Source organism: Arcanobacterium phocae, from assembly GCF_900105865.1.
Lineage (GTDB): Bacteria > Actinomycetota > Actinomycetes > Actinomycetales > Actinomycetaceae > Arcanobacterium > Arcanobacterium phocae.
In genome coordinates this window covers 1,114,592-1,140,740 of the sequence record NZ_LT629804.1, presented here as the reverse complement: position 1 = coordinate 1,140,740, position 26,149 = coordinate 1,114,592, and the positions used below count along the sequence as shown (strand labels likewise).

General features: G+C 48.5%; 24 protein-coding genes and 1 other RNA gene. 5 read left to right on the top strand and 20 right to left on the bottom strand.

The window, feature by feature from the left end; all coding sequences use genetic code 11:
* Positions 1-12 precede the first annotated feature (12 nt).
* The gene (locus BLT51_RS04980) at positions 13-924 is read right to left on the bottom strand and encodes a hypothetical protein (RefSeq protein ID WP_091280592.1); all 912 of its coding nucleotides are present in this window, start codon (positions 922-924) and stop codon (positions 13-15) included.
* Positions 925-1,011: 87 nt separating this feature from the next.
* Between BLT51_RS04980 and BLT51_RS09080 the strand changes: the two genes are divergently transcribed.
* Positions 1,012-1,185, top strand: a complete 174-nt coding sequence (locus BLT51_RS09080) for a hypothetical protein (protein ID WP_157672911.1) — start codon at positions 1,012-1,014, stop codon at positions 1,183-1,185.
* Here the strand turns inward: BLT51_RS09080 and BLT51_RS04975 are convergent, their stop codons facing one another.
* Positions 1,186-2,214: a hypothetical protein gene (locus tag BLT51_RS04975; RefSeq protein WP_091280588.1), complete on the bottom strand. Its 1,029-nt coding sequence runs from the start codon at positions 2,212-2,214 to the stop codon at positions 1,186-1,188.
* A gap of 50 nt (positions 2,215-2,264) precedes the next feature.
* Between BLT51_RS04975 and BLT51_RS04970 the strand changes: the two genes are divergently transcribed.
* Positions 2,265-2,777 carry a hypothetical protein gene (locus BLT51_RS04970; protein ID WP_091280586.1) on the top strand — a complete coding sequence of 171 codons (513 nt, stop codon included), beginning with the start codon at positions 2,265-2,267 and terminating at the stop codon, positions 2,775-2,777.
* A 1,354-nt stretch (positions 2,778-4,131) separates the two neighbouring features.
* Here BLT51_RS04970 and ssrA read toward each other — a convergent pair.
* The 14 genes from ssrA to BLT51_RS04900 all read right to left on the bottom strand — a co-directional run bounded on the left by ssrA (position 4,132) and on the right by BLT51_RS04900 (position 14,682).
* Positions 4,132-4,511, bottom strand: a transfer-messenger RNA (tmRNA) gene (ssrA, locus tag BLT51_RS04965).
* Positions 4,512-4,647: 136 nt separating this feature from the next.
* On the bottom strand, positions 4,648-5,409 hold the full coding sequence (locus tag BLT51_RS04960) for an HAD-IIA family hydrolase (protein ID WP_091280583.1): 762 nt from the start codon (positions 5,407-5,409) through the stop codon (positions 4,648-4,650).
* A gap of 173 nt (positions 5,410-5,582) precedes the next feature.
* Positions 5,583-6,125 (bottom strand): SsrA-binding protein SmpB, encoded by a 543-nt coding sequence (smpB, locus tag BLT51_RS04955; protein ID WP_091280581.1) that lies wholly within the window; start codon positions 6,123-6,125, stop codon positions 5,583-5,585.
* A gap of 17 nt (positions 6,126-6,142) precedes the next feature.
* Positions 6,143-7,453 carry a M23 family metallopeptidase gene (locus BLT51_RS04950; protein WP_091280578.1) on the bottom strand — a complete coding sequence of 437 codons (1,311 nt, stop codon included), beginning with the start codon at positions 7,451-7,453 and terminating at the stop codon, positions 6,143-6,145.
* A gap of 2 nt (positions 7,454-7,455) precedes the next feature.
* Positions 7,456-8,370 (bottom strand): permease-like cell division protein FtsX, encoded by a 915-nt coding sequence (gene ftsX / locus BLT51_RS04945; RefSeq protein ID WP_091280576.1) that lies wholly within the window; start codon positions 8,368-8,370, stop codon positions 7,456-7,458.
* Positions 8,370-9,059, bottom strand: coding sequence for a cell division ATP-binding protein FtsE (gene ftsE, locus BLT51_RS04940; protein ID WP_091280574.1), 690 nt, complete (start codon positions 9,057-9,059; stop codon positions 8,370-8,372). The genes ftsX and ftsE overlap by 1 nt, the downstream gene beginning before the upstream one ends.
* A 125-nt stretch (positions 9,060-9,184) precedes the next feature.
* Positions 9,185-10,315, bottom strand: a complete 1,131-nt coding sequence (gene prfB / locus BLT51_RS04935; protein ID WP_091280570.1) for a peptide chain release factor 2 — start codon at positions 10,313-10,315, stop codon at positions 9,185-9,187.
* A 17-nt stretch (positions 10,316-10,332) separates the two neighbouring features.
* On the bottom strand, positions 10,333-10,746 hold the full coding sequence (locus tag BLT51_RS04930) for a hypothetical protein (protein WP_091280567.1): 414 nt from the start codon (positions 10,744-10,746) through the stop codon (positions 10,333-10,335).
* On the bottom strand, positions 10,739-11,179 hold the full coding sequence (locus BLT51_RS04925; RefSeq protein ID WP_091280565.1) for a hypothetical protein: 441 nt from the start codon (positions 11,177-11,179) through the stop codon (positions 10,739-10,741). The genes BLT51_RS04930 and BLT51_RS04925 overlap by 8 nt, the downstream gene beginning before the upstream one ends.
* A complete protein-coding gene (locus tag BLT51_RS04920; RefSeq protein ID WP_157672910.1) occupies positions 11,172-11,528 on the bottom strand; it encodes a pilus assembly protein in 357 nt (118 codons plus the stop codon). Before BLT51_RS04920 ends, BLT51_RS04925 begins: the two co-directional genes overlap by 8 nt.
* A gap of 2 nt (positions 11,529-11,530) precedes the next feature.
* Positions 11,531-11,734, bottom strand: a complete 204-nt coding sequence (locus BLT51_RS04915; protein WP_091280561.1) for a hypothetical protein — start codon at positions 11,732-11,734, stop codon at positions 11,531-11,533.
* Positions 11,735-11,756: 22 nt separating this feature from the next.
* Positions 11,757-12,632: a type II secretion system F family protein gene (locus tag BLT51_RS04910; RefSeq protein WP_091280558.1), complete on the bottom strand. Its 876-nt coding sequence runs from the start codon at positions 12,630-12,632 to the stop codon at positions 11,757-11,759.
* Positions 12,629-13,447 (bottom strand): type II secretion system F family protein, encoded by an 819-nt coding sequence (locus BLT51_RS04905; protein ID WP_091280557.1) that lies wholly within the window; start codon positions 13,445-13,447, stop codon positions 12,629-12,631. Before BLT51_RS04905 ends, BLT51_RS04910 begins: the two co-directional genes overlap by 4 nt.
* Positions 13,435-14,682 (bottom strand): CpaF family protein, encoded by a 1,248-nt coding sequence (locus BLT51_RS04900; RefSeq protein WP_091280555.1) that lies wholly within the window; start codon positions 14,680-14,682, stop codon positions 13,435-13,437. Before BLT51_RS04900 ends, BLT51_RS04905 begins: the two co-directional genes overlap by 13 nt.
* Before the next feature lie 162 nt (positions 14,683-14,844).
* Between BLT51_RS04900 and BLT51_RS04895 the strand changes: the two genes are divergently transcribed.
* Complete coding sequence (locus BLT51_RS04895) at positions 14,845-15,873, top strand: phosphotransferase (RefSeq protein WP_091280553.1); 1,029 nt, start codon at positions 14,845-14,847, stop codon at positions 15,871-15,873.
* Here the strand turns inward: BLT51_RS04895 and BLT51_RS04890 are convergent.
* Both BLT51_RS04890 and BLT51_RS04885 read right to left on the bottom strand, forming a co-directional pair.
* On the bottom strand, positions 15,863-19,393 hold the full coding sequence (locus tag BLT51_RS04890) for an ATP-dependent DNA helicase (RefSeq protein ID WP_091280550.1): 3,531 nt from the start codon (positions 19,391-19,393) through the stop codon (positions 15,863-15,865). The genes BLT51_RS04895 and BLT51_RS04890 overlap by 11 nt on opposite strands.
* Positions 19,390-22,530 carry a UrvD/REP family ATP-dependent DNA helicase gene (locus tag BLT51_RS04885; protein WP_091280549.1) on the bottom strand — a complete coding sequence of 1,047 codons (3,141 nt, stop codon included), beginning with the start codon at positions 22,528-22,530 and terminating at the stop codon, positions 19,390-19,392. The genes BLT51_RS04890 and BLT51_RS04885 overlap by 4 nt, the downstream gene beginning before the upstream one ends.
* 204 nt (positions 22,531-22,734) lie before the next feature.
* Here BLT51_RS04885 and BLT51_RS04880 point away from each other — a divergent pair, with 204 nt between their 5' ends.
* Positions 22,735-22,986 (top strand): DUF3107 domain-containing protein, encoded by a 252-nt coding sequence (locus BLT51_RS04880; RefSeq protein WP_231700116.1) that lies wholly within the window; start codon positions 22,735-22,737, stop codon positions 22,984-22,986.
* 35 nt (positions 22,987-23,021) lie between these two features.
* Positions 23,022-24,560 (top strand): DEAD/DEAH box helicase, encoded by a 1,539-nt coding sequence (locus BLT51_RS04875; protein WP_091280546.1) that lies wholly within the window; start codon positions 23,022-23,024, stop codon positions 24,558-24,560.
* 78 nt (positions 24,561-24,638) lie between these two features.
* On the opposite strand, the gene BLT51_RS04870 is transcribed toward BLT51_RS04875, so the two are convergent.
* Together BLT51_RS04870 and BLT51_RS04865 are read right to left on the bottom strand one after the other, a co-directional pair.
* Positions 24,639-25,262: a MarC family protein gene (locus tag BLT51_RS04870; protein WP_091280543.1), complete on the bottom strand. Its 624-nt coding sequence runs from the start codon at positions 25,260-25,262 to the stop codon at positions 24,639-24,641.
* A complete protein-coding gene (locus BLT51_RS04865) occupies positions 25,262-26,098 on the bottom strand; it encodes a PHP domain-containing protein (protein WP_091280542.1) in 837 nt (278 codons plus the stop codon). The genes BLT51_RS04870 and BLT51_RS04865 overlap by 1 nt, the downstream gene beginning before the upstream one ends.
* Positions 26,099-26,149 lie beyond the last annotated feature (51 nt).

The following is a 26,149-nucleotide window of genomic DNA, read 5'->3' as shown; positions in this document are numbered from 1 at the left end:
TGATTGCTAGTTTTAACTACATGAGTTGGGGTCTGCTTCACACTTAAGGAAATTGTTGTAGCCGTCTGGATCACCAATTGCATTAAACATTTCTTGTAATGTCATGGTACCACCGTTACCGGCTGGTGCTGATGGAGCAGGTGCCGGAGCAGGTGCAAGAGATGTGTAACTCGATCCACCACGTGAGTAAGAACGTGCCGGCGGGCTGTAACTATTGGCAGCAGCGGCTTCGGCTTCTGCCTGCTTGGCCGCTTCGTGAGCTGTACGAGCGTCGTTGAGAGCGTTGGTAGCATCGTTTAGCTTTGCCGTTGCTTCGGTCAGCTTGCTGACCTTTTCTGCAACAGGCTTAGCATCATCAGCCACGGACTTACCAAGCGTGAGCGTATCTTTACTATCAAGGTCGGTCAGTGCTGTCTTAGCATCGGTTACTGCGGTGATAAGCGACTGTCCTTGCTCACTAGCGGCAAAGCCCTCAGTGTAGCCCTCGTTGTTCTGAGCGGCTGTCACTGCATCATCAGCAGCCTTGAGCGCTGTGTCACGAGCAGTTACTGTGTCAGTTAGAGCTTTCTGTGCTTTATACACAGCCATTGCATCGTTGAGAACAGTGGTGTTATCAACGATTACCTTGGCGCCGTCTGTCATGTCGTCAGCCTTGGTTTGAGCCTTCTGAGGGCTTGCTCGATCAGTTGGACTTACCGTCTTGTCAGCAGGCAACGGGTTAGCTTCTTGAGCTATCTCCACTGCCTCAACAGCACCGTCGCCGATGGTTGACTCTGTGCCCTCCTGCGCATCTGCTGGGGTCAGGAAATCAGCAAGAGCTGGGTCATCAGCCTGCGCTGCATCGATAGCGTCAGTTGCTTCAGCCTGGGCTTTAGCTAACTGCTTGTATGCTTGAGCGTACGACGTGGCTGCATCAGCAATCATCTTCTTGGTATTAGCGTTGTAGGCAGTGATACCTACTGCTGTACCGATACCTGCAATAGCAAGTACCGCGACCCCGAAACGCGCGACATGTTGCTCGAATACTTCATCGACAGCATCTGGCTAGGATCCGATGGCGTCACGATTGCGTCGTGGTTTTATGAGAACGGCGATCAGATGACGTGGGAACGGTTGTTGACGAGCAAAGAAAAAGCCCCTCACGCCCTACCCTTTAAGGGGTTCGATATGAGGGACGTTGGTTAACTAAACTGTCAGTTCAACGACATATGGATATTCAATCTGCGCAACCAAACATGGCACTCCATCACTATCGTGCGCATAATCAAAAATATCTTTTACATCAATACAGGATTTCTTTTTTACATTATTACTGGATTTCTCGCACTTTCGCTGAAGTAAAACATTAGTATTATTACCTACTACAGAATATTCTCCAGGCGTACTTTCCCCACTTTTGGTGACCGACTCATACTCTTTCCAAAGCCGGAAAACATACTGAAAATAACCTTGTTTCCAACTGTCTTTATGTACTTTCACTTTTTTGAAACTTTCATTGGTCTTCCATAGCCCAGATACAACAAATGCATAACCGTCGCCATCACTTAGTTCTGGGAACATCTTTTCAGGATATGGCTTTCCTTGAACCTTTTGAGCAATAAGTGGGCAATTCTTATCACCCTGCGATTTTTCCTTATTATTTACTAACTCATCTTTCAATTCTTTTATCTCAGCACATCTCGCCTCGAGATCATCCCCCAGTCGCACTTCGAGATCTAAATCTAATTCCCTTTCTTTTCCGCTTGAATTCGTAATAGGTAAAATTACCCATCTCGTTTTGGATTTTGCCGACGACGACTCAAAGTGCTTGCGGATTTGTTCTACGCTGTTTTTGCCGTTTTTTCGAAACGCCCAAAAGCATAAAGGTTTCTTATGGTCAACACCGGAAGCGCCTAGGATCTCCTGTGTATTATTTTTCAGATCGTAAATTTTAGTGCGCAAAATAGTCTCTAGCGACTGCCCCAGGTAACCACCCGCTTTACTAACCATAATTCTATCTGTTATTTCAGCGTTTAACAGATCTGCGAATTGAATTCCTTCAATTTTTACAGCGGTAAAAATATCTTCGATTTCTTCCCTGTCCACGTACTTCTCCCAGAATAGAAAATTCCCCAATGCATCCTTGGCTGCATATACTCTACATGCTGCTTCCGATGGTTGTATCTCATAGAATACATTAACGGTTAAAATCAAAGATGCATCGTCATAAAACATCAAAGAGGTATCTAACTTTCAGGAAGCATTCTAAGCGATATGATGTTGCTATGAGTAAAATAGAACTTCCAGAAATTTCCAATCTAGCTATGGCAACGCTAATGTTTCGTCTGCCTGCCCATTTACCTTTGTCTGACGAATATGAGGCCCGAGATCCACAGCCAGATGACCACTGGTGGGAATCACAAAGAGAACACTTGATAGAATGGTTCTTTTCCCGTACATGCAAAGGCGGGATGTATAAAGGTGGCTATACAGTAGACAAACCGGAACTCTCTGCAAAAAGAACTTACGGTAACTTAAATAATCCTGCCGCCCTGATTTGGCTTGCGGATGCCTTGGGCGTCGATCCGGCTTTAATTCGTCAAGCCATGGACGATAGTTTACAGCTACTCCGAGAGCACAAACGACCTAACACGCGATCTGCCAAGATTAGAAACATCTTGACATGGGAACTTCTTGCGGAGAAAATCGTGGAGCTTATAGAATTCTACTCAATTAGGGTTTCACCAGGCGTATTTGCTAAAGAAACTATTACTTATAAGGGATCATATAACGAATAAATATTTTACTTCTGGGGCGCCAATTCCATTCATTTAATGGTGGCGTTCGATGAGGCCAAGTAAGGCGAGCTAGATCCTCGACTGCCAAAACCCTAGGGAAGATATCCCGTAGAGTAGGCGGGCATATGTAGACTCAGCAGGGACTGTTACTCAATCTCTTTCCCAACCCAGCCCCAGCTCTTCTAAAATGATCTTACGACGAAGTGATCATGCGCCAAGTCCGTCAGACAGGAGGAGAGCTTGAGCAGATCCTCCATAAGCACCCCTAGCTTGTTCTCTGGATGAACATAAAACCAGACACCTTAGTTGTTCAGCAAAATAACGATCCAGATACCCTGTATAGACATCTGGTTCGTATCTCCACCAGTAAGAAAATTTTCATCCGCTGCTCCAGTCCGTCACAATGGATTGCATTCTTGTGAGCCACGCTAGTAAACAAAACAACATGTACTCGTATCTGACAATGGTAACAGTTACGATATGCCTCCCAAAGGGAATTTTCTTCAGCAATATTAACGGTCATGGGTTAGTTTCCCATCTTCCCGCTTACCCCTTGACGGTAGTAGGTTCATAGACTTTCGTGCACCAAGTGATAATCGTTATACTCTTAATATCGGTAACGTCTTCAGTGACTTCTACTTTCCACAGGTTCAGATCATTCTTTTAGACCTTACGACTCCACCAATTGAGGCTGGTAACTGCCAGGAAAAACTTGGACACAGTACAACTAAAACTGCATGCACTTACTGTTCAAATGGCGGGCATGAAAGGGATTGTAAATAAGCTTTGCACCATCCTCACTGGTGATAACTTGGATCTTTCGTCTTCAATGGCATAGCCGATGAGTTCCACAGTTGCCTCTTTTAAACTCCTTATCACTTCACTTGCCTGATCATCCGCATAAAAATTATCTCTACTAATTTGACAAAAAGTTCAGCACTGATAGCTTTGGCTAAGTATGGAAACATAAGTTTCCTCACTGATCTCATTTTAGGTGATGGTTATTTTGCGGAGCTAGTCAAGATCAACCGTGCCTATGGATTTTTCCTTTAAGAACTAAAATAGTTATGAGCACAATAAAGACTCCTAACTAGTAAGACCTGGGTTAATGAGTAAAGTCCCCCCCCCCGGAAAATTCGACTCAATTATTACATTCTTTTTAGCGACTAACGTTAGTTTGGATCAAGAACTCCCCTGATTTCAGTTTTCACGGCCTATCAGCCATTAGCTACCCCGAGTAATGCCATACCGCAGGAAAAGAAAACCCCTTGAAAGCCGCGTATTTCCAAAGAAAACACGACCCTCAAGGGGTTTATCCCGTGCCCAAATTTCTGTATTAAAATGAGCGTCTTAATGGTGGAGATGGGGAGAATTGAACTCCCGTCCGATAATGAGGAACCCAAGGCTTCTCCGGGTGCAGTCTGTTCATCGTTATTTTTGGCTCCAGCACTCTAACAGACATGTTGCTGACGAACCTAGCTACTTGGGAGTCGCCTAACAGCTAATAGCGAACCGTTAGTGCCAGTGGCTTTCAAAAGCGACGCCAGAGTTCTCACGCGAAAGCAACGTGAGTCTGACGGATTTCTTAGTTAATGCGCTCGCTCAGGCGGCGAGGGCGAAATCAGACTTCTGCTTGTTGGCAGTTATTTTTTCGCACAGATCGTTAAAGAGATAACTGTGCATCCTCTACCCGCTTCCCTTCGGTAATCACTACCGTCGAAACCGATCATCCCCTATTCAGTTGTCACTTCGCAGCTACGATGCAAGTCTTCATACAACCTAGCTACGAAACATACTGTCTTGTCAGTGTAGCGCACGCAACCGACGTCGTCCAGCGGGAGCTGACCCACATCAAACCGCTAACTGCCCGTCACACTAGTTCTACTACGTTCGCGATGGAATCGTGAACAAAATCCGGCCGGAACGGGAACTTCTCAATGTCGGACTTTTTCGTCGATCCAGTCAGCACCAAGTGTGTCTGCAAACCGGTTTCAACACCAGCCAACACATCCGTGTCCATACGGTCACCCACAATAGCAGTCGACTCCGAATGTGCACCGATCTTATTCAAACCATTACGCAACATCACCGGATTGGGCTTGCCGACGAAGAATGGCGAACGACCCGTCGCTTTTTCAATCAACGCAGCTACTGCCCCAGTTGCCGGAATATCTCCATCAGCTGACGGGCCAGTGCTATCGGGGTTAGTCGCAATAAACCGTGCGCCATCTTGGATAAGACGAATCGCCTTCGTGATCGCATCGAACGAATAGGTACGCGTCTCACCCAACACCACGAACTCCGGCTTCGAATCGGTCATAATAAAACCCTGCTCATACAAAGCAGTAGTCAAACCAGCTTCGCCCACCACGTAGGCCCGACGCGAATCCGACTGCTTCGCCAAGAACCCAGCCGTAGCCAAGGCAGAGGTCCAAATATGGTCTTCTGGGACATCCAGCCCAGAGGTTTTCAACCGCTCTGCCAAATCACGTTCGGTGAAAATTGAGTTATTCGTCAAGATCAAATGCGGGATTTCTTTTTCCTGCAAACGTCCCAAAAACTCAGCCGCACCCGGCAACGCTTTACCTTCGTGCACGAGCACGCCGTCCATATCAATTAACCATGACTTCATATACCAACACTTACCATATTTAGACAGCCGAAGATACAAGTTTCGCTTATGAAAGAACAGAAACTAGCCAGTGCACGGCTAACTGTGTGCACAGAGTTTGCAAAAACGAACCCTAATACTAAAAAACAGATGACATGAGCATCATTTTGCACACTGTATGCACGCTTGACTTCTTATCGACGTTGCTTACGGCGCGCCTCACTCATCGCGCGCTGTGCATCTCGTTCATCTTGCCGCCGGCGCAATGTCTCACGCTTATCCCATTCTTGCTTACCATGAGCCAGAGCGATTTCTAGCTTGGCACGACCTCGTAAAAAGTACAGCTCGAGCGGAACAATCGTTGTCCCCTTGGCTTTGACTTTAACGCCCAGCTCCCGCAACTCGTGTGAGTGGAGAAGAAGCTTGCGCTTAGCGGTTGGTTGATGGTTAGTCCAAGATCCCATCGCATAGACCGGGATATTCATACCGACAACCCAAGCTTCGCCGCTACGGTCAATCTCAATCCATGCTTCGGATAACGATGCTCGTCCAAGGCGCAGTGCCTTCACTTCAGTCCCCGACAACACAAGTCCTGCTTCGAAAACATCATCGATGAAATAATCGTGACGTGCTTTCTTGTTCCGGGCAATAACCTGTTTTGCGTCCGCTACGGCCTTCGCTTTTTCCGCCTGGCTAGACTTGCCGGAGTTTTTCGTAGCGCTAGTTTTCTTCGCCATCATTATTCTCCTTTGTCTTAAAAACCTGGCAACGTCATCGGGTTAAGGGTGACGCCATTCTTCCATACTTCAAAGTGTGCGTGACATCCTGTGACACGACCAGTCGCACCCGTTAAGCCTACAACCTGACCTTGGGAAACATGTTGTCCAACGGAAACACTAACCACTGACATGTGTAAATGTCGCGTAACCCAGGAAGCACCATCACGATAGCCATGATTCACATAAATCATATTGCCACCAAGCGGATGGTACACAATATTAGTAATCGTACCGTCTGCTGCGGCATACTGCGGGTTACCACATGCCGACGCCAAATCTACACCATAATGCATCGCAGTATAATTCCCTAACGGATACACACGCATTCCCCACGGCGAAGTAACGATAAGCGGATGCGGGATTGGCGGGTTCAACCAACCAGATCCAGTTGATGCTGGTGCAGGTGCTGGTGTATTGGCAGCAGCTGCCGCGGCTTGTTGCCGTCGACGTTCTTCTTCGGCCCTGCGATTTTCCTCATCAATTGCGGCAATCCGCACCGAAGTAGCTTGCTGTTGACTCTCGATTTCAGCTAACGAAGATTCGAAATCTTGTTTTCTTTTCTCAAGATCTTGTGTCTGCGCAGTAATCGATGATTCTAGTTTGACTAGATCTGTCTTGCGGCTTTCAGCTTCGCCACGAGCTTTGTCTCGAGTCACGACGATGGCATCGGATTCCGCTTTTAGCTCTGTTACCCGCTTTTCCACCGCTTGTTGGCGCGATTGCCGATTCTTTGACTGAGCCACCGACTGCGAGAGCTCAGTCAAGGCTGCACTCTGAGTACGAGTTACAGCCGCATTAACGCGATAGGCATTGGTAAATTCTTCTGCCGATGTAGAACCGACGACGAGGTCAATCGCACTCGGCATTGTTTCACCACGATATGTTGCTCGGGCTATCTCGGCTAGTGTCTGTCTAGTTTTGCTGGCTTCATCGGAAGAGTCGGATAGCTCTCCGGTAATTCCAGTCAGCTCATTTTGAGCAGACGAAAGTAAGGCAGCATTCGCTTGCGCCTGACGCTCGGCAACTGCTAGCTCTCGCTGTGCTGAAGCCAACTCAGCCTCAGCATCAGGCAACTCCGCGCGTGTTTTTTCTAGTGCCAAAAAAGCATCTTGAAGGTCAACGTCAATTCCTTCTAGCGATGAACGTATCTCTTTCATCTTGCCAGAATTTTGCTCTTGCTGATTGACCAAATCCTGTCGCTCATCTGCCCACGCAGGCAACGATACAGCGGCGAGAGAAATGCTTAGCGCAGAAATAACTGCGATAGACCGACGTTTAAAATTCATGATCACACCTTGGTGTAACGACGTAGGGCAAAGAACGAAGCAATCGAGGATATTGCTATTGCAGCGAGCAACAACCACGGTGCCAGCATCAGGACATCATAACCGGAGACCACTTTGAGCCAAGAATCTGCGAACCACTGCTGGACGAAGAATTGGACGGCAACATACAGCCCGCCAACTGCAAGAATCGCACCGATAAGAGAAGAAATAATACCTTCGATTATGAATGGAGCCTGAATAAACGCATTCGATGCTCCCACATAACGCATAATCTCAGTTTCATTGCGCCGGAACATTGCAGAAAGGCGTATCGTCGCCGGAATCAGAAGCACCGATACGATTATCATAATAACCGCAAGAATCGTTGAGATAAGAGTGAAACGATTAAGCATATTGAACAGCGGCTTGAGCTGTTGACGTTGATCAATGACAGATTCAACACCCGAACGTCCAGAAAGCATTTCGGAAACCACGGCAATATCATCTTCATTTGGATTTGATAGCTTTAACCGGAATGAAGACTGCATCAATTCAGCATCAATCGTATCTGCCCACGTCGTACCCTTGAGTTGTTCTTTGAATGCCTTATAAGCGTCTTCTTTAGTTTCGAAGTAAATTTGTTCAATGTGCTTAGCAACTTCCCCATTCTCCAAGTAATCGCGCAACTCGTCGATTTGCGATTGGCTAGCTTCGCCGCCGGCGCACGCAGCACTTGTTGACTGTGGTGGACACATAAAGACAGACACTTCAACTTTGTCATACCAGTCATTTTTTGCCGACTCTATTTGGGTTTGGAACAAAATCGCTGCCCCCACAAAGAGCAACGAAACGAACGTTACCAAAATAACCGAAGCCATCATCGAGGTGTTTTTACGCAAGCCCTTCCAGACTTGGGAAAAAATAAATCCGATCCGCATCAGCGAGCACCTCCATATTGGCCGCGCTCTTGATCACGCGTCAGCTGTCCATCAACTAATTCCACAACACGTTTGCGCAACTGATTAACGATCTCTTGATCGTGGGTTGCCATCACAACGGTTGTCCCCTGTCGGTTAATCCGATCCAACAATCGCATAATTCCCAGCGCAGTATTGTGATCGAGATTTCCGGTTGGTTCGTCAGCTAACAAAATTTCTGGCCGATTGACCATCGCACGAGCAATCGCTACCCGCTGTTTTTCACCGCCAGACAGTTCATGCATTCCACGTTTTTCTTTTCCATCAAGACCCACAAGTTCAAGAACCTGTGGAACTTCTTTCATGATGGCATGGCGAGGACGCCCAATAACTTTCATTGCCAAAGCGACGTTATCAAACACATTTTTATCGGTAAGTAACCGGAAATCCTGGAAGACCGTGCCAATTTTTCGACGCAGCAACGGCACCCTACGAGAAGAGACACCAGACAAGTCTTTACCTAGCACATGAATTCTGCCTGATGTTGGGCGTTCCTCAGCCAAAATCAGACTGAGCATGGTTGATTTGCCGGAACCCGAGGCTCCAACAAGAAAGACAAAATCGCCGCGCTCGATATTAAGGCTGACTTGGTCCAATGCTGGAGCCGCCCCACGAGCGTAAATTTTCGTAACGTTTTCAAACGTAATCATGAACTAAGCACAATCTACTTCGGGTACATACTGACACTACCCTAATAATGATTTCGGCGCGTCACATATATGACGCGCCGAATTTGAAAGAAAACACTGTCGTTTACATCAAAAACAAGCGATTCTTATCCGGTCGGGAACATTTGTCCGTGACGCCAACGAATACCGGCGTCGATAAAACCATCAATATCGCCATCGAAAACTGCTTCAGTATTTCCAACCTCATGGCCCGTTCGTAGATCCTTAACCATTTGATAAGGGTGAAGAACATACGAGCGCATTTGGTCTCCCCACGCGCCTTTCACATCGCCAGCAAGTTCCTTCTTGATGGCAGCTTCTTCTTCGTGACGGCGAGCAAGCAATCGAGATTGCAACACACGCAACGCAGCTGCACGATTTTGGATCTGGGATTTCTCATCCTGCATCGACACAACAATTCCTGTTGGGATGTGAGTCATTCGGACTGCAGAATCAGTAGTATTCACCGACTGTCCACCTGGCCCGGAAGACCGGAAAACGTCAATCTTTAGTTCGCTTTCTGGAATATCGATATGGTCAGTTGTCTCAATTAGCGGAATAACTTCTACGGCCGCGAATGACGTTTGGCGACGGCCCTGATTATCAAATGGCGAAATGCGCACTAAACGATGCGTACCAGCTTCCACAGTGAGCGTACCAAAAGCATAAGGTGCGGAAACTTCGAACGTCGTCGATTTGATTCCAGCCTCTTCAGCATAGGAAGTATCAAGGACTTTTGTTGCGTAACCATGGCGTTCTGCCCAGCGCAAGTACATTCGCTGGAGCATCTGTGCCCAATCAGCCGCATCCACGCCACCGGCGCCAGAACGTATTGTTACCACTGCATCACGCTCATCATATTCACCTGATAGCAATGTTTTGATTTCTAGCTCAGATAAATCAGAACGCACTCGTTCGAGCTCGCTGTCAACTTCACTCAGCAGCTCAGCACCCATGTCCGGATCTGTTTCAGATTCTTCAAGGGCCATCTCGTAGAGAGTTCCGAGATCTGCAATCCGTTCTCTCATTCTCGCTACTCGGTCAAGTTCAGATTGCGCGTGAGAAAGTTTCGATGTCACTGCTTGCGCCTGTTCCGGATCATCCCACAAATCTGGAGCACCCGATTTCTCAGTCAAATCTGCGATCTGCGCCTTCAAGGCGCTCACATCCGTCACCGCCTCGATTTGCGAAAAGGATCGGCGGAGTTCTTCAATTTCAGCTTGATAATCAATTGCCACGAGTTAAGTCTACGCTATTATTCCACTTCTATTCGCAGCCGAGCAGACGAAGTTGCACACATTTCCACACTCTGGAACATAGACAGGATCCGTGGCACGAATGGTACTTCCACGGTACGACACAAGGTAATGACGACGTTGTCGCCGACAACTCCCGTTGGATGAGACACTTTATCAGCCGTCGACGCAACGCGCGCACGTGCTTGCGTGACTATTTCTTGCTCATCGTATGAAATAGCTTGTCCGGTATAGTACTGATTATTTGATATCTCATTCACAAGTGCCAGCGCGCTCGCATCTGCATGAGCCAGAAGATCTTTACGTTCATTGTGCAGATGCACACTTGCCCCAATAATAAGGACAAGCATCATGACGAACATCCATATTCCCAATCCGAGAACAAGAAGATTGCCTTCTTCGCGGTTATCCATGGAAACTCCGAAAAGAGTCTACTGTCATTGAATAGCTAGCACTAACTGGTACCTCGTAACCCATGCTAGGTATCTCTATTCGAGTAGCAACGGTGACGCTAATGGTTGTTCCTGGCAAGTGGCAAGGGAACGCCGAACATGAAACAATCACATCTATATTTTCACTGTGTCCACGACTTTCCCAAATAGCGCGTGCCTGGAGTTGCGCCTGTTCCTGGCAGTCGCTGCCTGAGCAACGCACAAGTTCCCGCACTGAGTCACGCGCGGCAGCTTCAACACCAAATTGTGCCCCCATAACGGTTCCTAGTCCCATCAAGAGAATAAGCGCCGGACCGATTATCACAATGATGATGCCAACGAATTCAACAAGGACATTACCACTTTCTTTCTTGAGGTCGTCCCCGCCAAGCGTTTGATATCGATTTCTACTCAATCGGAGCACGCGCCTTCACCTCGATAGATACTGGCAGTATTAAACCTAAAACTGGAGCCGGAGCACGCGCAGTAACCTCGACCCATCGAGAGCCATACCTAACTGAAATGTCGTCAGCAAAGGAATCCGGCAACGTCGTCGTTATTAGTTCTGCCGTACGGTCACGCGCAACGGTTTCTGTAGCACCATTCAGCCCTGCAATTCGAGCGCCGATAGCAACAGAATCGTTCATTACTTCACGCGCATACCACGTCAACCCTAGGCTCATCACAGTTACTGTGACAAGCATCAGTAGACCAACAGTTGCAGCAAAGCCGACGACGGCGTTACCGGATTCCACTCGCCGCACGGTCACGATATTTCGGTGATTCGGCTAATAGCGTTTTCAAAAAGCGAGGTCAAAGCCGGTCCTACTACTGACCATAGTAAAACCACCAGCGCCGCCGTCATGAGCGTTATCATTACCCAACCGGGAACATCGCCACGTTCTCTCGCATGCCACTTCGTACCGGCGAAAACAATATGTTCTCGAATCTTCAATCTTGAGATGAACATTTATTAGTCCTTTCTTATCGTGTTATCCAAAATTCAGGTGCTGCAGTGCAGGGAAAATCGTAAAGAGAACAGTGATCGGCAAAATAAGGAAAACTACCGGTATCATCATCGATATTTCGGCTTTTCCACCTTCTTCAAGTAACTCGCGACGCGAGGCATCACGAGCATCACGAGCTTGATTATGCAATGTCTGTGCGAGTCCGCCACCTTGTTCCATCGCACTAATCAACGAATCAGCGAAACGAGAAACATTACGATTATTGGTTCGGATCGCTAGATCAGTTAATGACTGAGACAGCGGCGAACCGGCATGAACCTGGGATAACGTGATATGTAAATGCTCGATTAATGGTCCTTGCCCTAATCTAACGACTCGTTCCAAAGCTGGTCTAACAGCTTCTCCAGCAGACACGGCAAGTGCAATGAGCTCGATAACGTCAGGAAGTTGGCGAGTGAGCATGCGGGAAGTTGCTTGCGCCGTCGCTGTTAACCGAGAATCAGCCCATAAAGCGCCACAAACTGCTCCAAAAATCGCTAAAGCTATAACCATCAACGGAGAGAATCCTCGGCTTATACTCAACGCTCCAAGCAATGCTCCGAGCACTAACCCACCCCCTGCCCACTGAGCTTGAACAAGTCGGAAATCAGCAACTTTTTGTTCCCCGATAATTGCTAACCTGCGGGCTACAGACGCCCGCGAAGATCCTAACGATTCCACGCTGCGAACGAGCAACGGCACAATCTGAGCTGTTAAAGATACTCGTTTACGGTATTGGTCTCGAGTAGCAACGTGATTCATGATTCGTGAAGCAAGAGACCTGCGCGGGGTAAAGAGTCCGATCACAATACTGAAACAGCCGGCACCGATCACCATTCCCAATATTCCGTATCCAATCATGCTACCGACTCCTCTTTGAGATGTGAAGAAATGAAAATCCTTACATCCGGAGACAACTCGCCGAGCTTGAGCATCAAAACGTACGCTACAACCGTTGCAATCACGCCCACGCACAGCACTGCTATCCCAGCTGGAGAACTGAAGGATTCTATAGTTCCCGGACGTGTGGCAAAGATGGCCAAGAGAAGCCACGGTGCCACAGCTGCTAATCGAGCACCATTGACGGTCCACGATTGGCGTGCCAGTAATTCACCGCGAGCCCTATTATCCTCACGCACGGTACTTGCCAGTTGGCTCAGCAACGCGGCCAGATCCCTGCCGCCCAGTTCGTGCGACAGCCTCATAGCTTCGATAACTCGATCGGCCATCGGATCTTGAAACTCCTCTTTTAATTCGTCCAATGCTCCGCCTATCCGGCCGTGCGCTCTCAAGTGACGAGCGCATCGAACGAACGGCTCGCGCATAAGCTCTGGCCCACGTTGTCCTACCACGGCTAACGACTGCGAAATAGATAGACCCGCTCGGAGAGAAGAAACGACGTCGTCAAGAACATCGGGCCATGACTCACGGCGGAGCGTATCACGCCGTTTGATCCGTGCCTGTTTTACTAGATACGGAGCCACAGCGCCGATTAACGCGCAGCAAACAACAATAGGAATGACTGGGAAAACGGCGATTCCGACAATGCTCCCTAGGGCCGCCCCACCACATGCCATCACGATCGACCGTGAAAGAACGAGCGGATGCGGATTGCGCCATGACTGAACAACAATACAAAAGCCAAGGCCTATCACCGCGCCAACTATAAATCCCATGAGCGGACTCCTAGCAGCTCCATCACATCATAGTTGGCTGCCGCAAAACGGTCCAGCCCCGGGATATCGCCATTGGTGTACCTAAGCCCTGACCCCTCATCAATAAAAATATGGGAAGTTTCTACGGTTGCGCCTTCTACCCGCCCAGTGACACCAAGAATTTCACGGACTTTACGGACACCACGTCGGTCGCGATGTAAATGGACAACTAGATCAATCGACCGCGCGACTGTTGGCACAACAAAATTGCTTGTAACATTATCGCCCGCCAGTAATGGTAACGCACACATTTTTGACACTGCTTCGCGTGCGGAATTGGCATGAAGCGTGCACGCTCCCGGAATGCCGGAATTCAGCGCAATAAGCAAATCAAATGCTTCCGCTTGGCGCACTTCACCAATGACAATACGCTCTGGACGCATACGAAGAGCTTCCTTGACGAGCCTCCGCAACGTGATTTCACCCCGATCTTCTATATTAGGCGGTCGGGTCTGCATCGCCACAACATCACGATGCGAAAGATTAAGTTCAAAGACTTCTTCGGCAGTAACTATCCGTTCATTCGCGTTAATTCCACCTAAAAGAGCCCCAAGAAACGTCGTCTTGCCAGCTTGAGTTGCGCCTGAAACCAAAACGTTTAGGCCGATATCAACTGCCGCATCGAGAAACTGCGCTGCCGAAGCTGTTAAAACGCCCAAGCTCACCAGTTCATGTAATCTTCTCGGCCTAATCACATACTTGCGAATATTTACTGACCAATGGGCACGAGTAATATCCGGGATAACTACATGAAGTCGTTCTCCAGTATGCAATGCGGCATCTACAAATGGGCTCGACAAGTCCAACCGTCTACCTGAGGCTCGTAGCATTCGTTCGACCAAGTCGCGAACCTGCTGATCAGTAAGCACAATAGTTGTTAACTCACTGCGCCCGCCACGCGCTGCAAACACTTTACCGGGTTCATTAATCCAAATTTCTTCAACGTCACGATCGTCAATTAACCGCTGGATAGGACCGAATCCCCCAATGTCATCACGCAATTGTTGAATAACACGCCGAGATTGGGTAAGTGGTGGCACTATCCCCTCGATAGCAAGTGCCTCATATTCACTGCAGGCTTGTTCAATAAGCTTGTCCAACCCTCCCAAATCTTCCTGCGGGTCGATACCGGTTGATCGGACAAGCTCACGCACGCGTTCATCAAGCCATCTCTGAGGCCGTAACGAATCGTCCATACTTTCCCCTATCGCGGTTTTCCTATTACTAATCTACCTAAATGTTTTTATCGCTTTTGCTCGTTATCCACAGGTGTGGATAACTGAAACGCTACTCGTGACTTTTGTGGTAAGAGGCGTGTGGGTTGGGAATAGTACAAGAAAAATAGATACCGTGGAAGTATGAAAATGTCGCCTTATCATTTAGCTGCCCTCGCCGTCGTCGCAGTAGACGGGTTGAATGCTGTATCTATTCGTGGACCATACTCATCTTCTCCAGATTTCATCTTCGGAGGAGTTCTAGATTCACGCGGCAAACATTGGGTTGTGAAGGTTCCTCGAAATTCTCACGCTTCCACCGTGATTGAAGCTGAGGCTGGACTGTCTCCTGTGTTAGTGGACCGCTTACGCCAGGGCCAATTACCGTTTGATGTTATGCGCCCGGCTGGATTCGCGCCCCTCACTAACGGCAGAGCAATTGTTTATCCCCAGCCGTTGGGGAAAACATTCGATTTTGATAGCCTAACAATCGACCAGGCACATGAGTTAGGGCGAACTTTAGCGACAATTCATCAGCTAGACCCCGCAACCATTACTGATGCTGGGATGCCGGCATACGATTCTGAAACTGTTCGGAAGCGGCTACTCACTGAACTGACCGATGCAAATGCTACCGGATCTGTTCCTGCGATATTGAACCGTCGTTGGGAAAACGCCGTAGAAAATACTGAGTTATGGTCTTTCACTCCCCGCGTTGTTCACGGCGATATTGCGCCAGACAACATCTTATGGTCCGAGGATCATGTCAGTTGTGTTCTCGGTTTCGGAGAAGCACACGTGGGCGATCCGGCCTATGACTTTGCATTACTCATGTCTGGCATCGACGAATCGTTGTTTGATGCAATCGTAGAATCTTACCGTAATTCCCTTGCGGATGATCTCGACGAACATTTCTTCACTCGGACAGTACTGTTGAGTGAGATTGCACTCGCCCGTTGGCTTATGTTTGGTGTCCGGAATTCTGATCACTCCATCATTCACGAAGCTAAAGAAATGATGAATGAACTAGCAGAAGAGATATCCGCCGATCCTGATCTCGCGCCTGGCCCAGTATGGGAAGTGGACAGCGTAGATACTGATCTACCTATCGAGGATGCCTCTGAAGCTGGTTTCCATACTGGGGACGACGACGAAAGCGCAGCTATTCTATAGCACCCTGCCCCGCTATGAGTGCTTGCGCAATCGCCTGCTCGATATCTTTTTCGCTCAGTTCACCAGCATGGACCTCTCTGCGAGAAGGATCTTTTTCTCCTAGGTAATAGAAACACGCATCAATATTAGCTAAGTCAATGTTGTGCGACTTTGCCCAAGCAAGTCGGTAGAGACCTAGCTGTAGCTCACGCGAATGAAGCTGTTCCAGTGCTGGACGTTTGCCAGTTTTCCAGTCAACGATAGTGACTGGTTTGGAATGCGGATCATCAGAGGTGTCAAAAACTGCGTCTATTACACACCGCACTGGAAAACCAGCCACATAAACTTCGAGTGCTTGCTCGATAGCTAGCGGCGGCAGACTTGCAAAACGCGATTTCTCGAAACGCGTACGGAACAATTCGACATCTATCTCTGACAGATCTGTATCTATATCAATTGGCATCTGACTGACGTCTAATACAGAGTCAATATCTAGCGTTAATGGGGCGTTGAAATGTGCTGCGATGGCAGCATGAACACTGGTACCTGTCCTGCTAGCACGGGTTGAAGGTTGCGGAATTGGCCGGCGCTGATCACGATAGAATTGATCCGCATTGTTCATCAGAGACACGACGTCAGAGGCAGTGAGATAGTTTCTTTCCACGCGGTTACCTAGACCATCCTGCATATATTCCTGACGAAGTCGTTCATACGTAGCTTTCCACATTTCTAAGATGGGCTCGATATCTATGTCAGCAAATGGATATCCTCCTGATCGTGCCTCGACGGATCGGTCCACGCTATCAGGCCATATGAATTCTGCTGATTCTTCTCCATGCGATAATGCGTCACTATCTTCGATAGAGAATCCCTGAGTTTGTCCCCAGTGACTTACTTCTTCAAGCGACACAAACGGTTCTTGATAGTGTTCGTCCTGCTGAGTGCTACCTTCCAAATCTGAAATGAATGTATTGACGAAAAATATCGGTTCACTATCTGATTGATTACCTGGCTCGATACTTGTGTCAGTGCTGTCCTCAGTATCTTTCATGACAGACTGGTATTGTTTGAGCGCGTCTGCTGGATCTTTGAAATCATAGGTTAACAACATCAAAATCGTACGGGGTCGTGTGACAGCAACGTAGGCGAGACGACGTTCTTCATCGCCAGCGTAGGAACGAATACTTTTATCATAGAAGCCGTAATCTACTAAAGCTTGGCACTTGCGCATTTGTGCATCATCAATATCCAAATAATCTTGGACACTAAAATGTGGAATATGCTCCTTATCGGCACGTAGCGGAAAAGGAAACATACCGAGCTGTTTATGCCAGAAAGGATACCGATTCTTCTGGTAATCAAATCGCTTGTTTACCAGTTCCGGAATAGCAACAATATCCCACTCTAAACCTTTAGCAGCATTAACCGTGAGGATTTGGACGACGCCGGCGCTAGGCTCAATCTCATATCCAACTGACGCATCAGCAGCAGTCGACAGTTCTCCACTGTGTTCATGGCTTTCTATCGCATCGATCCACGACAAGAAGCCACCAATACGAGCCAACGGATTATTATTGGCGTAAGTTCCAGCTAGCTTCACGAAACTCGCTAGTGCTGCTTGTATGCTCGCCGAACCTTTTACTCGCGTAGCAGCATAAATTGGTAGGTCTAATTTTTTAATGGCACTTGACACTAGATGTTCTATACCGCGCTGACGTTCTTGTTGTATAGAAACAACTAAAGAGCGGATATGCTCGATTCGTTGCTGAGCTTCAGCGCTCATATTGCTGATTTCATTACCCGCAAGAAGCTCAGACACTAAGCTCACGTTCGGTCTACCTAGTTGTTCACGCAGTGAGCGGGTATCGATATCTGTACTGGACTTGGCCGAAATATGGTTCAGCAGGAAATCTTGTTCTTGACGCGTATGCTCTACAGCATAATCAGAAAAGACTCGTATATCAGCTATTCCTATACCAAAGAAATTGAACAAATACATGAGCTGATCATTCCGTTGAGAATCCTCTGCAACGGTCAGCAAGGCACGAACGGCACGAATTTCTGGCCGAACAATGCTTGACTGTCCTCCGATAACCTCGAACGGGACATCATATTCTTCGAGCGCGGCAATAACGTCATTTTCAAAGCTGTGGTTCCGTACCAGCACCGCTGCGGTTGGAAAACGTCCATCATGTTTTTTCTTTAGTTCAACGGATAAACGTTGCGCTAGCGCCTTGTAGGTATCACGAGCGTAATGCCGATGTATCCGCGTTACTTCACCTGCTGGAGCTCCGGAACGTGGCCGTAAACTCTTTATAGAAAGCCCTTCATAAGAAAGCTTTCCTTGAGTTATACGATTGGCTGCATCCAGAATTGTGGTGGCATTACGAAAAGCTTGCGATAAGGATAAGCGAGCTGATTGCGGGACTTCATAATCACGGATGAAATCGGAAAAGGCATTTGCAGATGCCCCACGCCATCCGTAAATTGCTTGGTTAGGATCTCCCACTGCAGTAACCGACTGCGCTTGTCCGAAAGCAGCGTGCAAGAAGCGCGCCTGATTGACCGACGTGTCTTGGTACTCGTCTAACAATACGACGGAAAACTTCGTGGCAAGTGTTGTCCTTACTTCCGGAACATTTTCCAAAATACGAGTAGCCCACGAAACCTGATCTGCAAATTCAATCAGCCCTAGGCTCTTTTTTTGTTCTTGATAAAGCCGCACACATTCTAGAAGATGTACCCGAGCTTCCAGACTTTTTACTATTGATTTACGAGTGAAGGCAGTTTTTGCTCGATCGTATTGGACACGCTCCATAGACCCCTTATCGGGAGCCGACTTAGGCGATAGCCGCGGCGAGAGAACTTCGTCGACTGCTTGCGCTTCTTCTTCAAGGAACCGATGGGCCTCGTCAACAGTGACATCATTATCGATAAGTCCAGCAGCCAAACTCAAAGCTGCATCGGTTAGGCTATCAATAGATTTGTCCGCAAGCGCATCATCTATGGCGCTGTGTGCAACAATGTCAAACATCAGCTGATAACGCTCAGCTTCGTTCATCAATCGGGCACCTGGGTCTTCACCAATAAGCATCGCATAAGAAGTCGCAATATTTGAGGCAAATGCATTATACGTGCTGATTGTTGGGCGTTCGAAGTAGGCGTGCGTGCGCGAAGCTTCACGGTTGATTGTCTCCCTCACGCGAGATTCAGCATCTGGGCCCACAACTTCACTAGCAACGTCGTTTTCTGTTGGCTCATGCTTGAACAACCCTCGCGCCGATATTTCAGCAATCTTCCGATTTACACGGTCAGCTAATTCACCAGCAGCTTTCCGTGTAAAAGTAAGTCCAAGAATGTCTTGCGGCTGAGCTTGACCGGAGGCTAGCAGCCAAGCAATTCGATTCGCCATAGTTGCCGTTTTGCCTGATCCGGCTCCTGCAATCACCAAAGTCGCCCGATGAGTTGAAGTAATAACTGCCTTTTGTTCTTCAGTTGGTGGGAACTGATCCGTTTCAATAAATTGTTCGTAACTAGTCATGAAAAAATACGTTTCCCCTCCTGCGCCGGGCACATCGTTTTATAAGTACATATACGGCACTCTTGGCTTGGGAGAGCAGCAAGAGACTGTGATCGTTGTGTCTGGGCTACTTGTTCAATCATTTGTTCAATAGCGTTGCGCTGTTCATCATCTAATTCATTTTGTTCTGTCAGTCCATAATTCTTAGTTGGTGTACCAATATGAACTAGCTGGGCACCACGGCTTATTGTTGGAGTAGCTAATCCCTCAGGCATTACTAGACCACCTTGTTCTACCAGCCACTGATATATAAGTAACTGCGGAACTTTGTCACTTTCATCTTTCGGAGGTTTAGCTTTACCAGTCTTGAAATCAACCACTCGAACTTCTTGCCCGTCGGCATCAAGGAACTCCAACCTATCGATCTTGCCCGATACGACTAAATCATCACGCTCCACTCTGGCATATAATTCGCGCAAGGCTTTGCTCGGGTGTTGCACCAAATAAGCATAGAGTTTATCCACCATAGTTAAGGCCCGTGTATGGAGTTGTTGGGCTTCTAACTCTGTTCCAAAGTCTTGTGATTCCCACATTTCTTCGAACCGTTCAGTCATGCTATCTTTATCTGGCGTCACGGTTTCTTCAGCGATTTGATGAATAAGCGTTCCGACTTGAGCTAATACCGAGTTGGCGAGATTTTGCCCGTGAGCCGAATCCAATACACCACGGAGTGGACATGACAGAATATTTTCTACTGCTGACGGGGAAATTCGTACTGTAGTGTCGCTGGATTCGAGGGAACTGTATTCGATTTCGTCAACCCAAATTCGGTTCGTCGTATGGTGGCCGAATAGGTCACTTAAGCGATCCAAGTATTCGTGAGCTTGATCCGCTAACTCTGAGTTATCACGCCGAACAGCCTGGCGGAGTTGTCCAACAAAAGTCGCTTTGTCTAGCGCAATAGTAGCTTTCTCATGTCGCATCAACAACGGCGAGTTATCCGGGAAAAGCCAAGACATAAACCGAGACGGTAACGTATCCTCACCATTCACACAGGTTATTTCGATCCCGTCAGTTGCACGCGACACTGCATACAAAAGCATCCGCAACTCGTCGTCGACGACATCTTCTACCCGTTGTTTTGCAGGTACAGAGCGCCCCGCAAGCTCGCTACCAACGATTGCTGAAACAAGCTCCGGTACTCGCGTCAATGGGTTTCGTAACCGAAGATTAGGCCATACTCCATCGTTGAGTTGTGAAATAAAAACATGATTCCACGTCCGCCCTATAGTTGCATTCGGAGTTGTCAGCATAATGCCTTCATACGAAGATGTCCGTGCAATTGAGTCTTCCGGCACTTCTTGTTCTTGTAACACCCGCAATAGATCTGTAATCCCAGCGTTAGCAGGATCTCGATCAGCTAATCGTTGTGCTATCCGAAAGAGCTGAATCACTGCATCAAGATAACGATTTGCTTGGTCAGCTCCTTCGGAACCGTTCAAAACAAGATCACGCCAGTATTCGGCTTTGCCGATGCTTTCCCATGCAACCCACAAGATTTCTTCTGCCGTATATGTATGACGTAGTGCTTCACGAATTTTGGCGATAGCTGAGCGCGCTGGATCCAATTCGGGGATACGCGCGGCTGGAGAAATCGGATCAGAATCATACACTGATAGCAGCAGTCGATCGCCCGTGCGATGACCGCCAGCTGCTATCTCCCAGCCATGCATTTGTCCAAGGATGGAAGAAAGCTCAACAGAAGTCAGCCCAAAAAGTGGACCGGTTAGTAGCCGCCGAATGCCTTCTACCGAGAGATCAGTACTGCTCGCATCAATCACCTGTTCAATGAGCAAAAGCAAGTCAGCTACAACGGGATTAAAACGCAACGGTGTAGTTGTTGGTAGCGGTTGAACAGGAACACCGTAATCTAAAAATGCCTGCCGCAAACTGCTATGGCTAGACCGCGAGCGCGTAATAACAGCCATATGCGAATACGGCACTCCTTGATCGACATGCAAGTGTCGTATTTTGGTTGCAAGATAAGCAATCTCGTCATGTTCACTGAGAAGAATGTGACCAGTTATCTGACACGGAGTAGCCCCCTCATAATCCGCTTTACGTTGCACTCCGGAACCAGAGACGTGAATAGCCCCAGTCAGCTTTTTAGTTATCAGTGTAGTATCACCACCGCCACGATAATGGTGCTCTAATACGAACCGCTGCGCACCTAAACCGCGCTGCGCAGAGGACCGCTCGAGTAGAGTCTGGAGGGCTGGAATACCGCCTCTGTATCCCTGTACTCCAACATCTGGATCGCCAAACACCAAGATTCGTGTTCCATATTCTTGTAAAACCCTTAGTAGGTGACGAAGTGCTAGGGTACAGTTCGAGATATCGTCAATAATCACCCAGTCCCATACCGGGCGCTTGCGCTGTATTATTCCGTCTGGGTCTATATCCCATTGTTGCAGTAGTGCTGCTGCTTGCGTGACTATCCGGGCGTGATCAGTACGATCTGGATTCCCGCGGCCACTACCAGCTTGGACAGCTAGCGCTTTTTCATACTCATCCATCAAGTCTGCTCCGATAGCCCAGGAGATATTATCGTTTTCTTGGCTAAGCTGGCGCAGGCGTTGTGCTGTTATGCCTAGTTCTGCAGAACGCGTCAGCAGATCTCTATATTCACGGCGAAAAGCTTCGAGCTTTGCGATCTCGGGCTGCACGGTTCCTAAGGCTCCATCATCCGCGTAATAACGAGTGGCTATGTCAATGACGTCTCGAATGACGGCGTCTTGATCCGGTCCCGATAGTAGCTCAGGCTCTTTGCGGCCAATCGCTTGGGCGTATTCCGAAACAATAGAAAAAGCAAAAGCAGTTACCGAACGCACTCTGACGTTTTCAGTTAAGGCCGAAAATTGCTTCACGATATCGTTGCGTAGTTCTCCTGCGGCACGCCGATCAGGTGAAAGAACTGCTATTCGAGCATCAGGCTTTGTGTCCAAGACCGCTCTTACACAGCGCTGCAGAACCGTTGTTTTCCCGGTTCCCGGAGCACCTAAAACAGAGAATGCTCGCCCGGCATGATGAGAGTTACAAGCATCTCGGCACGCGTTAATTACCGCATCATGCGAAGAATCAACTACTAAGCTTTGCATAAGTAACCTTCTCTACTGGAATATCAAGAATTCGACCTTCTCTAATGTTATCTTTCGCCTCCCACATATTTTGGGGTACACCGCAATAAGTCCGTCAAGACTTCCGTATCTTAGAGAGTTAATTAGGGTCGTTAACGCAGCAAAACTACGCCCTACGCGATTCTCTTCCCGACTTAGGTGAAAGTCCTTGACAGGAAAGGTAGGATGTCATGTGGAAAGAAAGGACAAACCTTGGATATTACAATCGGAATCCGCGACGTTACCGCTGCGGTGAACATTAGTGTAGATATGGCCACTGAAGAGCTCAATGCACTCGTGACTGATGTGTTAACAAACCACAAGCCACTTGTACTGACAAGCTCAGATAATGAAACTGTGTTCGTACCAGCAGATGCCTTAGGTTACGTCCAGGTATCAGGAGCGCCACAACGGCGCGTCGGCTTCGGGTTTGCGTAAAAATCAAACAGAAGCCGAATATAGAAAGCATAGGTATGACTCAAACGTCAGGAATCGCGGATACATCAAAAGCATCCGTTCCAACTAATACAGAACCAGCAGCAGATATCGAAGCAGCTGGAAAAGATCTTAACCTTGATCAAAAGACTTTTGCCGATTACGGAGTATCTGCTCCAATCGCTGAAGCTCTCGCGGAAAAAGGCATTACTCATCCCTTCCCTATCCAAGCCCTCACTCTGCCAGTAGCGCTTAAGGGATCCGATATTATCGGCCAAGCGAAAACCGGAACTGGCAAGACACTCGGCTTCGGCATCCCAATGATCCAACGCTGTGTAGGCCCTAGCGAAGAAGGGTTCGACTCACTCGAACATCCTGGGGCACCACAAGGTCTCGTCGTCGTTCCTACTCGCGAGTTGGCTAAACAGGTGGCACAAGATCTGCGTGCAGCCGCCGCAAAACGAGCGATACGAGTTGTTGAAGTCTACGGTGGTCGCGCATATGAACCGCAAGTTAAAGAGCTTGAAAAGGGTGCCGAGATCGTCGTCGGAACTCCGGGACGATTAATCGATTTGATGAAGCACAAGACCCTCAACCTCCACGCCGTCCGCACCGTCGTTCTCGACGAAGCAGACGAAATGCTCGATTTAGGGTTCCTTGAAGATGTTGAAAATATTTTAAGCGCAACACCACCCAACCGGCACACGATGCTCTTCTCTGCAACGATGCCAGGACCAGTGGTAGCGATGGCACGTCGGTATATGACGCATGCTACTCACGTCCGCGCGCAAGCCCACGACGACGATTCCACTACCGTTAAATCTGTACGCCAAGTCGTCTACCGCACCCATGCAATGAATAAGATTGAGGTTCTTTCCCGAATCCTGCAGGCACGCGGACGCGGTTTGACCATTATTTTCACCCGGACTAAGCGGGCTGCCTCACGAGTAACCGAAGATCTCGCTGCTCGAGGTTTTGCTACCGGGGCAATGCACGGCGATCTCGGACAAGGAGCTCGTGAACAAGCGTTGCGCGCCTTCCGTCATGGCAAGATTGATGTTCTTGTTGCCACCGATGTCGCAGCACGCGGTATCGACGTCGATAACGTTACCCACGTGATCAACTACCAGACTCCGGAAGACGAAAAAACGTATATCCACCGGATCGGACGGACGGGTCGAGCAGGCCATTCGGGCACTGCAATCACATTCGTAGACTGGGAAGATACCCCAAAGTGGTCAGTCATCAATAAGATGCTCTCCTTAGGAATGCCAGAACCAGTAGAAACCTACCACACGTCAGACCATCTTTATACCGATCTTGACATTCCTACCGAAGTCACTGGTCGGTTGCCAAAAGAGCAACGCGTCCGGGAAGGTCTAGCGGCTGAAAAGCTCGAAGACCTCGGCGAAACGGGCAAGAACGCCGGTCGTGGACGACGCCATAACGATTCGCGTGACCACCATGACAAGCACGGATCACACAGCCGTCAACATTCGAAGCGCTCTTCTGATTCTCATGAAACACGCGAGCGCAAGCCACGCCAGCGTCGTCGTATCCGCAAATCTACAGACTGAGCACGTGACATACCAAAAAATGCATAGAAAAGCCGGCGAGAAACTCTCTCGCCGGCTTCTTTCATAAACGCGCTTAGTTCAACTCAAAAAATGCGTATTGACAATTGCCACGATGCCGTTAATCATCAGCTGCGCAGCGATAGCAGCCAAAAGCATGCCAGACAAACGGGTGAGCAACATAATTCCGGATTCACCCAACAATTTAAGAATTGGGTTAGCAAAGCGCATTGTCAGCCACGAGATACCCAAAACAGTCACTAAGCCAAGAACTGTGGTAATGATACGAGCCCAGTCATGCCCAGCGTCATCAATAAGCAGCATGAATGCAACAATAGACCCGGGACCTGCCAACAACGGCATACCTAAAGGAACCATCGCCACGTGAAGATCGCCGTCGGACTCGCCGGGGTCCTCTTCTTGTCCCGTCAGAAGTTGAAGCGCAATAAGAAGCAACAATAGCCCACCTGATAGTTGCAATGCCGGCGCGGAAATACCCAGCGCATTAAACATCGCAAAACCAAAGAAACCGAAGAGCAGCAACAAAATTCCAGCGATAAAATTAGACTGGAATGCGATCCGACGACGGTTACGCTCTGACGCTTTGGACGTTAAAGCCAAAAAAATCGGCAAGTTACCTGGAGGATCAATAATCACAATGAGTGTTGCGAATGCCGAGACAAACAACGACGTATCGAATGACACTAGATAACCTCCGCAAAAGTCCCGTCGATAAGCTGATAGTACACATCTTCAGATGTAGTATTTTCCCCGAGCTTGTTTGGTTTTCCAGTACCGTGATAATCCGATGATCCGAACCGTGCAAGCCCACACCTCTTAACAATATCAGCCAACGCCGGCCGTGTATCGGCAGGATTGTCACGGTGATCTACTTCAACTCCGAACAGGCCTGCTTCAGCTAATTCTGCAAAAGCAGAATCTGGGGCAACCTTCCCGCGTGCTCGTGCCCATGGGTGCGCCCACACCGTTTTTCCACCTGCCTGCTGGATAAATTGGACAACGTCAACTGCTTCTGGAGCATACTGACTAACATAGTAGGGCGAAGAAGAACTCAGAATCTGTTCAAACGCTTCTGACCGATTGGCAATGATGCCAAGTTTTACCAGTGCATCGGCAATGTGTGGCCGGCCAAGAACAGCATCTGGGGCTGCTTGAGCAAGAACGTCATCAAATGTGATTGGAAAGTCTACTGCCAACCGTTCAGTTATTTCTCGGGCTCGATTTTCACGTGAGGCTTGCACGGTATAAATATGGTTTCGCACAGCTTCGTTTTCCGGATCGAATAAGTAGCCGAGAATATGCACTCGTGCTCCATGGCACGTTGCCGTCAGCTCCATACCGCGGACTAGCCGGACGCCGGTTTCGGTAGCTGCTGCCGCAGCACTGTTCCATCCGTCAACAGTATCGTGATCGGTGATTCCGACGACGGCGAGTCCGGCCGCGTATGCTTGCAGTACCAGTTGACTAGGCGAATCAGTTCCATCAGATGCAGTGGAGTGGGCGTGCAGATCTATCTTCATGCATTCCATATTACTCATGGGCTCCACCGCGATATACTCACACCTCCAACT